The organism is Streptomyces malaysiensis subsp. malaysiensis, from assembly GCF_040653035.1.
Taxonomy (GTDB): domain Bacteria; phylum Actinomycetota; class Actinomycetes; order Streptomycetales; family Streptomycetaceae; genus Streptomyces; species Streptomyces malaysiensis.
In genome coordinates, this window is sequence record NZ_JBEZNG010000001.1 from 328,776 (window position 1) to 342,244 (window position 13,469).

At 67.1% G+C, this 13,469-nt stretch carries 12 protein-coding genes and 1 pseudogene; 6 read left to right on the plus strand and 7 right to left on the minus strand.

All coding sequences use genetic code 11. The features are described from left to right. On the plus strand, positions 1–1,354 hold a 1,354-nt coding region (locus tag AB0E24_RS01420; RefSeq protein ID WP_359374285.1), incomplete at its 5' end, for a WD40 repeat domain-containing protein. 393 nt (positions 1,355–1,747) lie between these two features. Here the strand turns inward: AB0E24_RS01420 and AB0E24_RS01425 are convergent. Further along, positions 1,748–2,755, minus strand: a pseudogene (locus tag AB0E24_RS01425) (ISAzo13 family transposase); the annotation flags it as partial. A 314-nt stretch (positions 2,756–3,069) separates the two neighbouring features. Then, positions 3,070–3,723, minus strand: coding sequence for an ATP-binding protein (locus tag AB0E24_RS01430; protein WP_359374287.1), 654 nt, complete (start codon positions 3,721–3,723; stop codon positions 3,070–3,072). A 295-nt stretch (positions 3,724–4,018) separates the two neighbouring features. Here AB0E24_RS01430 and AB0E24_RS01435 point away from each other — a divergent pair, with 295 nt between their 5' ends. From AB0E24_RS01435 to AB0E24_RS01445, 3 genes are all read left to right on the plus strand, one after another. Further along, positions 4,019–4,894, plus strand: coding sequence for a helix-turn-helix domain-containing protein (locus AB0E24_RS01435; protein WP_359374288.1), 876 nt, complete (start codon positions 4,019–4,021; stop codon positions 4,892–4,894). 3 nt (positions 4,895–4,897) lie between these two features. Beyond that, on the plus strand, positions 4,898–5,122 hold the full coding sequence (locus tag AB0E24_RS01440; protein WP_359374290.1) for a DUF397 domain-containing protein: 225 nt from the start codon (positions 4,898–4,900) through the stop codon (positions 5,120–5,122). A gap of 101 nt (positions 5,123–5,223) precedes the next feature. After that, positions 5,224–5,460: a CopG family transcriptional regulator gene (locus AB0E24_RS01445; protein ID WP_359374293.1), complete on the plus strand. Its 237-nt coding sequence runs from the start codon at positions 5,224–5,226 to the stop codon at positions 5,458–5,460. A gap of 124 nt (positions 5,461–5,584) precedes the next feature. Here AB0E24_RS01445 and AB0E24_RS01450 read toward each other — a convergent pair whose 3' ends face one another. From AB0E24_RS01450 to AB0E24_RS01470, 5 genes are all read right to left on the minus strand, one after another. Continuing rightward, entirely contained in the window at positions 5,585–7,912 is a 2,328-nt protein-coding gene (locus AB0E24_RS01450) for an ATP-binding protein (RefSeq protein ID WP_359374294.1), read from the minus strand. 94 nt (positions 7,913–8,006) lie between these two features. After that, positions 8,007–8,645 (minus strand): DUF6879 family protein, encoded by a 639-nt coding sequence (locus AB0E24_RS01455; RefSeq protein ID WP_359374296.1) that lies wholly within the window; start codon positions 8,643–8,645, stop codon positions 8,007–8,009. Next, entirely contained in the window at positions 8,638–8,907 is a 270-nt protein-coding gene (locus AB0E24_RS01460) for a hypothetical protein (protein WP_069866880.1), read from the minus strand. Before AB0E24_RS01460 ends, AB0E24_RS01455 begins: the two co-directional genes overlap by 8 nt. A 499-nt stretch (positions 8,908–9,406) precedes the next feature. Continuing rightward, the gene (locus AB0E24_RS01465; protein WP_359374299.1) at positions 9,407–9,550 is read right to left on the minus strand and encodes a hypothetical protein; all 144 of its coding nucleotides are present in this window, start codon (positions 9,548–9,550) and stop codon (positions 9,407–9,409) included. Positions 9,551–9,678: 128 nt separating this feature from the next. Further along, complete coding sequence (locus AB0E24_RS01470) at positions 9,679–10,563, minus strand: IS982 family transposase (protein WP_069860839.1); 885 nt, start codon at positions 10,561–10,563, stop codon at positions 9,679–9,681. A gap of 470 nt (positions 10,564–11,033) precedes the next feature. Between AB0E24_RS01470 and AB0E24_RS01475 the strand changes: the two genes are divergently transcribed. Beyond that, complete coding sequence (locus tag AB0E24_RS01475; protein ID WP_079258989.1) at positions 11,034–11,681, plus strand: DUF4232 domain-containing protein; 648 nt, start codon at positions 11,034–11,036, stop codon at positions 11,679–11,681. A gap of 435 nt (positions 11,682–12,116) precedes the next feature. Next, the gene (locus AB0E24_RS01480) at positions 12,117–13,259 is read left to right on the plus strand and encodes a sulfite oxidase (protein WP_359374302.1); all 1,143 of its coding nucleotides are present in this window, start codon (positions 12,117–12,119) and stop codon (positions 13,257–13,259) included. Positions 13,260–13,469 lie beyond the last annotated feature (210 nt).

Here is a 13,469-nt window from a genome sequence, read left to right on the forward strand (position 1 = left end):
CACCCACCAGACCGTCGGAGCGCCACTTACCGGCCACACGGGCTCCGCCACAGCCGTCGCGTTCTCCCCCAGCGGCGGCCTGCTCGCCACCGCCGACATCGACGGCATGGTGCGTCTCTGGGACCCGGCCACCCACCAGACCGTCGGAGCGCCACTTACCGGCCACACGGGCTCCGCCACAGCCGTCGCGTTCTCCCCCAGCGGCGGCCTGCTCGCCACCGCCGGCTTCGATCACACGGTGCGGCTGTGGGAAGCCGAGGACGCCCAGCCAGCGCCTGCCTCGACACAGCGTTCGTGGCACGAAGAGGACTCGCATGAAAACTTGATCGCCGAGAACGCGCAACTACGCGCCCGCCTAAACCTCCTGACCGCGCGCGGCCTCGCCAGTAGAAGTGTCATTACCGCGCTCAAGAACGGTGAAGGTATCTCTCTGGCGCCTCTGGTCGGACACCGCGACGCGGTCTGGTCCGTGGTGTTCTCCCCTGACGGAACCCAACTCGCTACGGCGAGCGCCGACGATACGGTGCGGTTCTGGGACCCTGCCAACCGGCAACCAGTCGGCAGGCCCTTGACGAATCACCGAGACTCCGTGAGGGCGGTGGCGTTCTCCCCCGACGGTACCCTGATCACCACGGCGGACCACGGCGGCTCAGTACGCCTGTGGGACGCGGCTACCCGGGTGCCAGCGTCGGGCAGCCCCTTGGCCGACCATCTCGGCCCCATCACGTCGGCGGTTTTCTCGCCCACCGGAACCCTGCTCGCCGTCGCCAATGATGGTGCTGCCGTACGACTGTGGGTGCCTGCCACCCGACAGACCGCCGGTACCCCACTGACCGGCCATCACGGGCTCGTCACTGGGATCGCGTTCTCCCCCGATGGCAATCTGATCGCCACCGCCACGGATGCCGGCACAGTACCCCTGTGGGATTCCACCAGCCGCGAGCCAACGGGCGAACTCCTGGACGGCCACAGAGGATCCGTCAGCTCTGTCGCGTTCTCCCCCGACGGCAGTCTGATAGCCACCGCTGGCGACGATCACTCGATTCAACTGTGGGACGCGGCCACCTATCAGCCCGACGGAAAGCCCCTGACCGGCCATAACGACGCCGTCACGGCCCTGGCTTTCTCTCCCGACGGCGGTCTGATCGCTACAGCCAGCACCGATCACACTGTGCGCTTGTGGGACCCGACCACCCACCAACCCGTCGGCGAGCCGCTCACCGGCCACCACGGCACCGTGACGGCAGTCGCCTTCTCGCCGGATAGCTCTGTGCTCGCCACCGCCAGTGTCGACCGCACCGTTCGGCTGTGGGTACCTCCGGCGGTGAGCGGTTTCGCCGGACATCAAGGCTAATCCGACAGGGACCGGAATATATACTTCCTGGCCTCCATTGTTCCTTCCGTCGCAATACAAGGCGGGGAGGCTGATGAGCACCCTGAATGTCTTGAGGGTGAATAGCAGGCAGGCGACTGAGGTACCGAGGGCACCGTGGGCGTGGAGGTCGAGCTGCAGCGGCTGATCGAGGCCAACATGGAGGCCATGCTCGGCATCCGCTTCCTGGCAACCGAGTACCGCACGGGCCATCACGGAGGCCGGATCGACTCCCTGACGAGAACGGCACACCGGTCATCATCGAGTACAAGCGCAACCGTGAGCAGACCGTCTTCTCTAAGGGCTCGCAGAGAATCAACATGCTGATTTGATCTCCGTGGGACTGCTGTTCGCGAGAAACGCCGTGACGTGAGCTTCGGCGTGGACTTTCAGCCCGGTGCGGGTCGTAGTCGCCGCGCTGCTGTTCACGATGACGTCGTGGCTGGTCAGCGGGCGGCCGCGCCAGTTCATCGAGATGTGGGAGAACAGCCAGTGCTCGATCTTGTTCCATTTCGAGGTGCCCGGTGGCATGTGGCAGACCGTGATGTCCAAACCGGTCTCGGTGGCCAGGGTTGCGAGTTCCGTCTTCCAGGCGCGGGTGCGGTAGCCGTTGGAGCCGCCGGCGTCCGCAGTGATCAGCAGACGGCCGGCGGCCGGATAGTCATGCCGCCCTCGGGCCTGCCACCAGCGGCGGATGGAGGCGACAGCGAACGCGGCGGTGTCGTGATCAGTGCCGACACTGACCCAGCCGGTGTTCGCGGCGATGTCGTAGATCCCGTACGGGATCGCCTTCCCCGGTCCCTGCCGGTCCAGGAAGTCGTGTGTCTTGACCAGGACCGGCTCACCGGTCGGCCGCCACTGGTGACCGGCGTTCTTGTAGTCGCCGACGAGTTCCTTCTTCTTCGCATCCACGCTGATCACCGGCTCTCCGGCGTCCATGTGCTGTCTGGCTCGCTCGTTGATGTAGCGGAACTGGGCGTCACGGTCGGGGTGCTGCTTGCCCTCGATGGTCTTGGCGCCGGCCTGCAGGCTGAAGCCCTCCTCACGCAGCAGGTCCCCGACCGTGTCCGCGCTCACCCTGTGCCCCTGACGGGTGAGCTCGGCCGCGAGATTCCTGGTCGACTTCACCGTCCACCGCAGCGGCGACATCGGATCGCCCCGCTCGTCAGGTTCCACCAGTGCCAACAGCGCGGGCCGCAGACCCCGATCAAGGTCCACCGCCTTCTTCCTGCCACCACCGGACCTGCGTATCCGACCCAGAAGCTCCTCGCCGGCCTCCAACTCGTCCACACCCTTGCGGACCGTCGTCTCGCTGACCTGGGCCGCCCGCGCGACCGCCCGGATACCGCCGTGCCCCAGGATCCGGGCCTCGGCCCCCATCATCAACCGCCGCTGCCGCTCGTCCAGATGCGGGAACAACACCCCGAACTTGACCACGGACCTCACCGGAGACGCTCATATCACAACAACGAGCCGCATCACGCGAAGCAACACCTTGATTCTCTGCGAGCCCTTAGACATTGTGTCGAGTTCCACGGTGGCGGCCGTCTGATGCTGATGTGATCAATAGACATTCCAGGAGGGGTGTACCCGAAGCACAGCAACCAGCTTGGGCGGGATGAGTATGTTGCGCCTGGGAGGAATGTCGCATGAAAGGGGCCGCGTGGTCATGGCAGATCGCCGACGCGCGTAGGCCGCTATCCTGACGCGTCCTCCCTACCTCGGGGCGAGGAGGACGCGCCAGCGTCTCGGACGGTCAGCGGCTCGGCAGCATCGATTCGTAGTGCCGATCCGTCGTCCAGGGCTAGCACCACGGTGAGCCCGCCCGATGTGCGCTGCTGGGTGCCCACACTGCGGACGGTGCGCCACTCACCCCACACCCGTACACGCTGACCCACTCGGACCGCCAACGCGGCGATCTCTACTCCGTCTCGTTCCGACACCAGATCCGGCGCCTTCAGCTCGACCCAGACGGTTTTCCCGATCCCGCAGGCCCGCCTCTCATAGCCCCAGCGATGAGCCAGCGCCTCCACGAGCAGTAGCCCTCGCCCGCCCGTCTCATCCTCTTCCGGCTTCCGCACCTCCGGCTTACCCTCGCCGGCGTCGCTGACTTCGAGCCGTAGCACGCCCTCATCCACCAGCCGTGCGATCCGCACCTCCACCAGTCGGTCATTGGGCACACGCACACGCAGGGCATTGGTCACCAGCTCCGACAACACCAGCTCCCCCACCTCTGCGGCCTCCTGCCCGACACCCCAGTCGGCGAGCACGGAATGCAGCAGCGCCCGCGCCTGCGGAACGCTGCTCCGTCGACGGGGCAGGCGAAACTTGACTTCGTACGGTTCGCTCACGACAGCTCCCACCGATCCAGCGAGCCGTTCGAACTCCGAGGTGAGAGCGGGAACGTGCTCGGTCGTCAGTTGCCCGCGCCCCTGAGTCATCGCACGGACCTTGCCACGCTCAGCGTTCGGTTGAGCGCATAACGTCATGAACGCTAAGCTGCACCCCACAGGTAGGCACCGTCAAGTCACACGTCGTGTCAATTGACAGGACGTTGCCAATTGATCGTTCTTGGTCACATCGGGATCGAGAATGTTCCTCACCCGCCCGGTCTTTGAGGTCAACTCGCGGGCACAAGGAGAAGCAATGACCAACAGCAACAGCACCTTGCTGATGTCACGCGTCACGTTCGGCCGGGCTCTACGACGTCTGCGCCATGAGGCCAATCGCTTCACCATCGTGGAAGTTGCGGCGGCGCTCGGCTGCGATGTTTCCTTGATCAGCCGGATCGAGAACGGAAAGCGGGTCTGCTCCCAGCGGCACTTCGCCCAGCTCATGGACCTCTACCAGGTCCCCGCTGACCAGCGTGACGAACTTGCCGAGCTGCACGCAGCCTCCCGGGAGCGGCGCCAGCCGTGGTGGGCACCGTACGGCGAAGTGATCAGCGCGCAGTACGGACGCTTCCTCGGGTTCGAGGCGGCAGCCTCGACGGTCCACGAGTATCAAGTCGGCATCCTGCCAGGGCTCTTGCAGACAGAGGCTTACGCGGCGGCTGTGACCGGCGTGGGCTTCGCCTCGCTGGGACCCGACCAGATCGAGACTCTTGTCGAGGTGCGCAGCTTGCGTCAGCGGCACTGTCTTCACGAGGCGAAATCCCCACTGGAGTGCCACTACGTCATCGCGCAGGCTGCTCTGGACTTTCAGGTCGGTGGTGCGCGCACGCACCAGGAGCAGTTGGAGCATCTACTGGAGATCTCAATGCATCCGAGTGTCGACCTCCGCGTCATCCCCTACGAGAAGGGTGAACAGGCCGCGCAGATCTCGGCGTTCATGATCCTTCAGTTCTTGGACGAGGACGTACCTGACGTGGCCTTCGGCGAGTCGGTCGCTGGTAGCTTGACTATGGACGATCCACGGGATTTGCGCCGCCTGCACCGGCTCTTCCGCAGCCTCACAGACGCTGCCCTCTCTCAGGAGGAGAGCCGTGAGGTCATCGCCAACACGAGAAACAGGGATAGCTGACTGATGGAGAAGATAGACCTCTACTCGATCGACCCTGCCACGCTCGCCTGGCAGAAAAGCAGCTTCACCGCTAACAACGGCCAGTGTTTCGAGCTAGCGGCCCTCCCTGAGGGAGGGGTGGCTGTCCGCGACTCGAAGAACCCGTCCGGCCCGCATCTGTGCTTCACCCCGGGCGAGTGGCGAGCCTTCAAGGCAGGGATGACCGCCGGAGACTTCGACAATCTTTAGCGCGATCTTTCGCGCCGGCTCGCCGGTTCAACTTGCGGGCATTTCGGCCATTCGGCCTGGGCGAAGGTCGCGAAGCACCCAAAGCGGTGGGGAGGGTAAGCGTGTATGAGTCCAGCGGGAAGTACTCGATCACGACGCCGCAGAAGATCACAGAGGCCGCCCGCGTGTGCAACGTCCCCTCCCGATTCTCCGCGTACGCCACCCACCAGGTCGAACGGGACAATCTCGATGAGCTGATCTCGATCGCCGAGGCCGAGCACGGGCCGATCGTTGAGGAAGAGACTCAGGCCAAGCGGAAGCAGTTACTGCACGCCCGTGACCAGCGACTGGGAGCCTGATAGGGCCAGCCCGCATGAGACCGTCAGACAGCCTCCGACTGTTGGTCTCGGTGGACAGCGCCAAAGAAGTCCCCGAAGCGGCAGCCCTGTCGCGCCCACTTCGGCCTCCGCCTCAGCCGCTGCTTCAGCTTGGTTCTCTCAGCCGACGTTCGATGCCCTCGCGCACCGCTACTGCCCGAGGGTCTCCGAAGTCGGCAAGGAGCCTCAGCGCGTGTGCCCAGTGTCGGCGGGCTTCCTCAGGGCTTTCGCCGAGTACGGCCGAGCCCATGCCATCGAGGGCCAGGGCTTGATGCCATCCATCGCCCAGATCCCGATGCGCCAAGGCAGCCTGGCGGTGGAAATCGGCCGCCTCGGCATGACGTCCGAGGCGGCGGTACACCTCACCAACCCCTTGCCAGGCCAGCGCCTCTCGGCTGCGGTCGGTGAGACGTCGGTGGAGTGTGGCGGAGCGCTGGTAGGAGGTCAGGGCCTCGGCGTACTGACTCTTCGCCTGCTGGGCATCGCCGAGGGTCAGCAGCCAGAAGCCCTCCAGGCGCAGGTTAAGGAGGTTGAGGGCGATGTCGAGGGCTGCCTGGGCCGAGACCAGGGACGCTTCGACATCGCCCTGCTCACGCTGGACGTCGCTCAGCACGCGCAGGATGTTGCCCTCGCCACGCTGGTCGCCGAGGGCTCGGTGCGCTGCCAGGGCTTGGTCGATGACGGTCGCCGCCTCCGGGAGTCGCCCGGCGCGGTAGTGGGTGGTCGCGAGGTTGGACATCGCCGTGGCAGTCCAGTGGGCGGCGTTCTGCTCCTGGAAGGCGGAGACGGCCTGCTCGAAGTGGCAGACAGCGGGGTCGAGTCGTCTGGCGCGGAGGTGGTTCAGCCCGATCAGGTTGAGTGAGCGTGCTTCGCCAAGGCGGTCGCCCAGGTCGCGCCGGATGGCCAGCGCGTTCTCGTGGGATTCGAGGCTCTCGGTCTGGCGGTTGAGGCGGGTGTAGGCCATTCCGAGGTAGGTATGGAGTGCGCCTTGTGCGGCGCGTTCGTCCAACCGTTCGGCTGCCTCCAGGCCGATGCGGCCCACGGCCGGCCAGCTTGTGCCTGACACGGAAGGGAACTGCGCGTTCCACAGGACTGTGGCGAACTGCCACGCCAGTCGGTCATGCCCGGTGTCGGCCGCCGTACGGACGGACTGGAGGAGGTTGACGTGCTCCCGCTCGGCCCAGTCCACGGCAGAGTCGTAGTCGGAGAACGTCAGCGGGCTAATGTCATCCGAGGCGGGTGTGAGGAGCACACGGTCCTCGGCGGGGTTGATCCAGCTCTGCGCGGCGTCGGCGGTGTGCAGGTACCACTCCAGCACACGTCGCAGCGCTGCCTCCCGCTCGGCCGACGGCTCTTCGTGCTGGGCTTGGTCGATGGCGTAGGCACGCAGCAGGTCATGGAACTGGTAGCGGTCCGGGGCGGTCTGTTCCAGGAGGTGTGCGCCGACCAGAGAGTCCAGCAGTTGCCGGGACCGACTGATGCTGGTCGACCCTGCCAGGGTCGCGGCGGCCCGCAGCCCGAACTCGGGTCCGGGGTGTAGGCCCAGCAGGCGGAACAGGCGGGCGGCTTGCTCGGACAGGGCGCGATAGGACCACGCGAAGACGGTGCGGACGGCTTCGGCTTCCTCGTCGTCGCCGGTGCTCAGAGCGTCCCAGAGGGCCGATTCGTCACGTAGTTCGGCGATCAGGTCGTCCAGCCGTAGGTGAGGGTGGCTGGCGGCACGTTCCGCGGCTATACGCAGAGCGAGCGGAAGCCGTGCGCACAGCCGGGCCAACTCGGCGAGCTGTCGTTCGTCATCGACCGGCCGGTATCCCGCGGTGACGACGCGCAGCAGGGCAACCGCCTCCGACTCCGGCAGCACGCCAAGCGTGAGCCGGCGGGCCCCGTCGCGGACGGCGAGGCCGGACAGGCGGCTGCGGCTGGTGACCAGCACCAGGCTGTGCGCGCTCCCCGGCAGCAACGGCCGAACCTGGCCAACGGTGGCCGCGTTGTCCAGGACGACCAGTACCCGGCGGTCGGCCAGCAACGAGCGGTACAACGCGGCTGCCGCGTCGAGATCCTGCGGTACGGCTTCGGGCTGAACACCGAGCGAGGTCAGCAAGCGGTGCAGGGCCTCGCGTGCCGCGACCGGCTCCCCGGGGTCGTAGCCGCGCAGATTGGCGTACAGCTGGCCATCCGGGAAGCGCTCCCGGACCTGGTGTGCCCAGCGCAGTGCCAACGATGTCTTTCCGGCGCCGGCGGTGCCGGCGATCACGTATACCGAGACGACGAGCGAACCGCCGTCCTCGGTGGTGAGGACGGCATTCAACTGGGCGAGCTCATCGGTTCGGTTGACGAATCCGCCCACGTCGGCCGGTAACTGGCGTGGGACAGGGCTGGAAGAGCTCCCCGGGTCCGGTGTGCCCTGCGCGTGGAAGTGGATGCCTCCGTGCACACTTCTCGCCTGGACGACGTCACGTGAGGATCCCGACAGCTCGGAGTGGGTGCTGCCGAAGTGCTCGTCCTGTCCGCCTGGCGATGTGATCGGCCTACTCCCTTCCCGCGTCGCTCAGCATCGGCGGATCAAGGTGCGCCACCTCGCGGTCGAAGTAGGAGATCACCTCTTCACCCACCGCGTAGAGCGCCTTGATGTAGTTCTCCCAGCGCTCGACAAGGTCACGGTCTGTATAGCGGATCGCACCGTTCGCAACTCCTGCTTCGGTGTAAACGACTTGGAAGAGGGTGCGGCCGCCCAGCACAACCACTTCCGGAAGCGGGCCGGTGTCCTCCGAGGCGGCCACCTGTTCGGCGGGGACGACCCTGATCCGCTGCCCGTACTCCGCACGCTGCCGCTGGGAGTGGAGTTCCCACTGCACATACGGCGTCAGTGGGCTCTCGACCACCCGCACACGGTGAAAGGCATACCCTCTGCGCTCGTCCTCTTCAGCGGTCGCGGCCAAGGTGTCGCGCCGGTCGGCGAGGAGCCGAAGCGCCTCCTCCCAGTCACCCCGGCGCAGGGCGTCCCGGCTCGGACTGCCCTGCTCCTCGAAGTGTTGTCGGCGCTCCAGCTTCCAGGAACTCCCGTTACGGATCGCCTCCTCCCGTTGCCGGAAGTCCTGCTTGTAGGCGGTGCGGGTGAGCCGATCGCCCTGCTCGGGAACAAGAACGGGGGCGAGGAGATCAAGCATCGGGGATGTCCTTCTTTGCCGCGCTGAGCATGTTCCCTGGGATGACGACCAGCCGCTCATCAGGAGCGAGGTTCACGCCCTGCGGCAGGCGGGGGCCGTAGACGGCTGTCAGATCCCTGCCGATCACAGCCACATCGCCGTTGTCGAGCTGCCAGATGTCCGGACACTCGTCATTGCCGTCGGAGTTACCGAGCTCTTCGGCCGACTTGCCCAGCCGACGCTCGAATAACGCGGACGGGTCAGCCTCCCAGGCACGGGCCATGTCTGCCTCCGGTCGAGGTGGTCGAGCACGCTGTGGCTACCCACTGTATCCAGGACCACACCCATAGGTGAGGGGGTCGCCCCACGGCCGAGCCGCCGGGCTGGTGGGACAGAAGCCACCAGCGGCGGCGCCCGTGCGGTCGGAGCGCCAGTCGGTTACGTGCGCGCCCGAGTCACCGGCACCGGGACGGCCGTCTGGATCACCAGCTCACCGTCGATCAATGGATCGGTTTGCCCCCATTTGCTGCGTCCCTCGCCGGAGGCACTCAAGCCGCAATCACGTGATCATCTCGCTGACCTGCTGAAGTGCCGGACTTCGAGAGTAGGGCCCAATCTCACTGGGTCTGACACTTCGTCGTTGGTACGCAGTAGTGGCAATAAGCGGCCCAGTGCTTTGGCTCGTACCAAGCCAGAGTGGACAGGCTATGGAGGATTGGCCATCAGCCGAGAAGGGATGGGCCGAGCTCGTCATGGTGCCCAGCGCAGGGAAGGCGACAGCGTCAATCCCTCGGCGCCAACAGCTCATCCGTAGAGGTCATCTGACGCAGCTCGCGCACCACGTCCTGCGGGACTGGATGGGCACGGGCACGGGTGGTGCTGCGCGCCTGGCAGATGCCGAGCCGCAGCTCGAAGAAGACAGCCACCTCGGGGCGCTGGTGGTAGCGGGCGCGGCTGCCCATCCGTGGGGACCGGCGTGCCGATCGTGCTCGTAGCGCGGGGCGTTCTCGGCGGTGGCATGCTCGCCGGGCCTAGATGAGTGAGTCCGATGTCCTCAGTGGTCATACGCGATCAGGGATCGCTTGGCTTCGGCTCCGGTGGTCCAGTTGTGCCAGATGGCGGCTGCGAGGGCGAGGAGTCGTTGGCCGGTGCGGGCGAAGACTCCGGCCGGTGTTCTGCCGCCGTGCTGTTCCAGGCTGAGCTGGCCCTTGAGGGTGTCGAAAACCGCCTCGATCCACTGGCGGCATCGGGCCAGGCGTCCATGCCGGGTGGGTTCGTCCTTGCGGTCCGGACGTACCAGATGGCCTTCGAGCCGTTCGGTGATGAATGCCTCGAACTCCTTCCCGGCGAAGCCCTTGTCGGCGAGGATGACCTGCCCGGCGCGGACGAGGCGATGGTCGCGTTCCAGCAGTGCGGTCATCACCTCCCGCTCGCCGAGCTTGGGGTTCGCCAGGCACCAGGAGACCGGCATGCCCTCGGCGGTGGTGAGCAGGTAGAGCCGGAACCCCCAGAAGTAGCGGGAGTGGCTGCGGCAGTAGCCGTATCCGGCGTGACCGGCCAGGTCGGAGCGTTTGACGGTCTCGCGGGAGGCCGCGCAGGGCAGTGGGGTGGAGTCGATCAGCCGCAGGTCGTCGTGCCAGGTCGGTACCTGCTGGGCCAGGGCCTCGATCACGTGGCTGATCAGCGGGCCGGAGGCGTTGAGCCGCTTGTTGTAGGCGGACTGCTGGGGCAGGTAGCGGAAGAGGTGTCCCAGGCGGGCGTGTGCGAAGCGGATCCACTGGCGGGCCGAGGGGAAGCCCAGCAGAACCTGGGCGACCGCCAGGCACAGCAGTTCGGCGTCCGTCAGTTTCGGAGGTCGCCCGATCCGGCGACAAGGGGCCACATGGTCGTCGATGAACACGTACAGTGCCGCCAGAAGGGCGTCCAGGCCAGAAGTCACACTCAGGCCAACGGACGCCCTTCGCCATGGTCGCGGCCAACCCAGACATCGGACTCATTCATCTAGCGCACCGCCCATGAGGCGGGTTGTGGTCAAGATCCGCCGGGTTACGGGTCTGTCCCAGCGGGCGGTGGCCGCGAACAGGGGTGGAACGGTGGCGGGATTCGCCGCCCCGGGTCCATCGGCGGCGTGCCCCGGAGCGGTGTGGCGCGCTGCGTTCCGGCCCCGTTTCCCGCGCCGGGCGGCGGCAACGGAGGGGGTACGGCAGGGGTGCGGGAGGGGCAGTGCGGGCGGGGTGTGCCCGTCGGTGGTGGGCGTTGTGCCTGGCTGTGCGTGTAACAGGGGTGTATCAGGGAGGCAGTTGGGCGGAACGTGCCCCGGGCCGGGCGGCTCCTGCTGATCAGAAACGCTCGCTCGTACCGATGTGTACCGAGCGGTCGGCACCCCCAACCCATACTGAGGAAGAAACGATGCGCGTTCACAAGCTCACCTTCGCCGCCCTGGTCGTTGCCGCGGGGCTCTCGCTCACGGCGTGCCAGAACGACGATGACAGCGCGGGACAGAGCGACCCCTCGTCCGCGTCCAGTGCGTCTTCCTCGAGCGGCGGTTCGGGCTCGGGCGGTTCGGATCAGGGCGGCGGGAAGGACTCCGGCGAGCAGGGCACGGCCGCCGGGACCGGCTCCAACGAGAACGGCAAGATCGGCAAGTGCCGCACCGACGAGCTGGAGATCACAGCGGAGGACGGCACCATCGGCGGCGACAGCGAGGGCACCGTCGCGGTGACGCTGAAGAACGGTGGCGGCCGGGACTGCACGATCTCCGGGTTCGCGGGCGTCGACCTGAAGACCAGCGAGGGGGCGCTGTCCGCGAAGCGCAGTGGCCAGCCGGCCGAACCGCACGTCCTCAAGGACGGGGAGTCGACGTACTTCGGCGTCAACTACCCGTTCAACGAGTCGGGCGGTTCCGGCGTCCGCGTCACGGGGCTGGTGGTGACCCCGCCGAACGAGACGAAGTCGGTCACCCTCGACTGGCCTGGCGACGGCACGCTGCCCGTCACGGACGGTTCCGGCTCCCCGGTGAAGGTCGGCCCGATCGGGGGCATCGGTCAGGGCGGCTGACCCGCACGTCCCGGGGTGCTCAGGCCGCACCGCGCCGCTGCCCGAGCACCCGCCGGTGCGGAACGCAATCGAATCCGTAACGGCCGAGACCTGCCTCGCCGTGCGCACGGAAGACCTGCCTCGCCACCCCCGACGGTTCGCTCCAGCCTTCACGGACGGGAAGCCTCCTGGCTCTCGTCTTGGCCGAGGCGACAGACAGCGCATGCGCCAGGCTGCGTATCGAAGTCGCTGACCGTCGCGGCGGGGGCTCGCACCGCCGACCGGCAATGCTGGCTACTAGTGCGAGGTGCGGTACGACTCCACGCCAGGAACACATGCGTTCGCCGACGACGGTGAAACGTGGATCGGCCTCCGCGCCCTCGTCAGCGTGCACAGGTGGCCGAGCCCGAGCGGTCCGCGCCGAAACGGCCTCGGCGTCCGATCGGCCGGAAGCTCATGACCGCACCCTTGGCGGGCGGGTTCGCGTACTCGCCGAACATGGCCGATATTGACCTTATGGGCATATGGAATAAATGCGACGAGATGCTCATCCATCAAGACGAGCCCTACAACGCCGAAACGCCCGCCAGCGCCCTCGCAGCCGAGATCACGCCCCTGGACGCCTTCTACGGCCGCAACCACGCGCCCATCCCCCACCTCGACTCCGCAGACTGGCGGCTGCGAGTGGAAGGTCTGGTCGATCGCCCGCTGGAGCTGTCGATGGACGATCTACGCCGCCTCCCCGGGCGGACGGTGGTGGCGACGTTGCAGTGTGCGGGCAACCGCCGCGCCGATCTCATCGAGGTCCGCGACATACCCGGCCAGGTCCCCTGGGGTCCCGGAGCCATCTCCACCGCGAGATGGAGCGGGGTGAGCCTGGCAGATGTGCTGGCCAAGGCCGGGGTACGGCCGGAAGCCGCCCACATCGCCTTCACCGGCCCCGACGTGTCAGAGCTGGCCGACCCGCCCCAGCCCTTCGGCGGCTCCATACCCGTGGCAAAGGCCACCTCCAGCGAGGTACTCCTGGCCTGGGCCATGAACGATCAGGCGCTGCCCACCGCGCACGGCGCTCCCCTGCGCGTGGTCGTCCCGGGTTGGATCGGCGCCCGCAGCGTCAAATGGCTCCAGCGCATCAGCGCACAGGCCGAACCGACCGACAACTACTTCCAGACCGAATACAGCATCCTGCCTCCCGAAGCCGACCCCGAGACGGCAGAACCGGGCGCCGGCATCACCCTCGGGCCGGTCGCCATCCACTGCGCCATCCTGCGGCCCGGCAAGGACGCCCACCTGACCTCCGGCCCGACCGAGGTCAGCGGGTTCGCCTTCGCCGGAGACGACCGCACCGTGGCACGCGTGGATGTCTCCGCCGACCACGGCGGCACTTGGATCCACGCGGACCTCGACCCGCCCGAGAACCCCTGGACGTGGCAGCACTGGCGCACCACGCTCAGCCTGCCCATCGGCGAGGCCGAACTCATCGCACGCGCCTGGGACTCCACCGCGGCCGTGCAGACCGAATCCCCGGCGACCGTGTGGAACCCCAGGGGGTACGCCAACAACGCCGCGGCCCACCTGCACATCACCTGCCATCCCTGATCAGACGCCGCAGCAGACGGCAGGGCCCGTTGCCACCACCCGACCCGGCAGTCTCATCGAGCAGGTTCTCGACATAGACCAGGCATAGACCAGGCAGAGATCGGCCGAGTTTCATGACGTCGATGTGGCCCAGTTCGCCGGCCGACGGCGTCGCCGATCCCGCTCAGGGTTTCGGGAGCTGCTCCTCGGGGAAGTGGCCAGCTTGGGAGC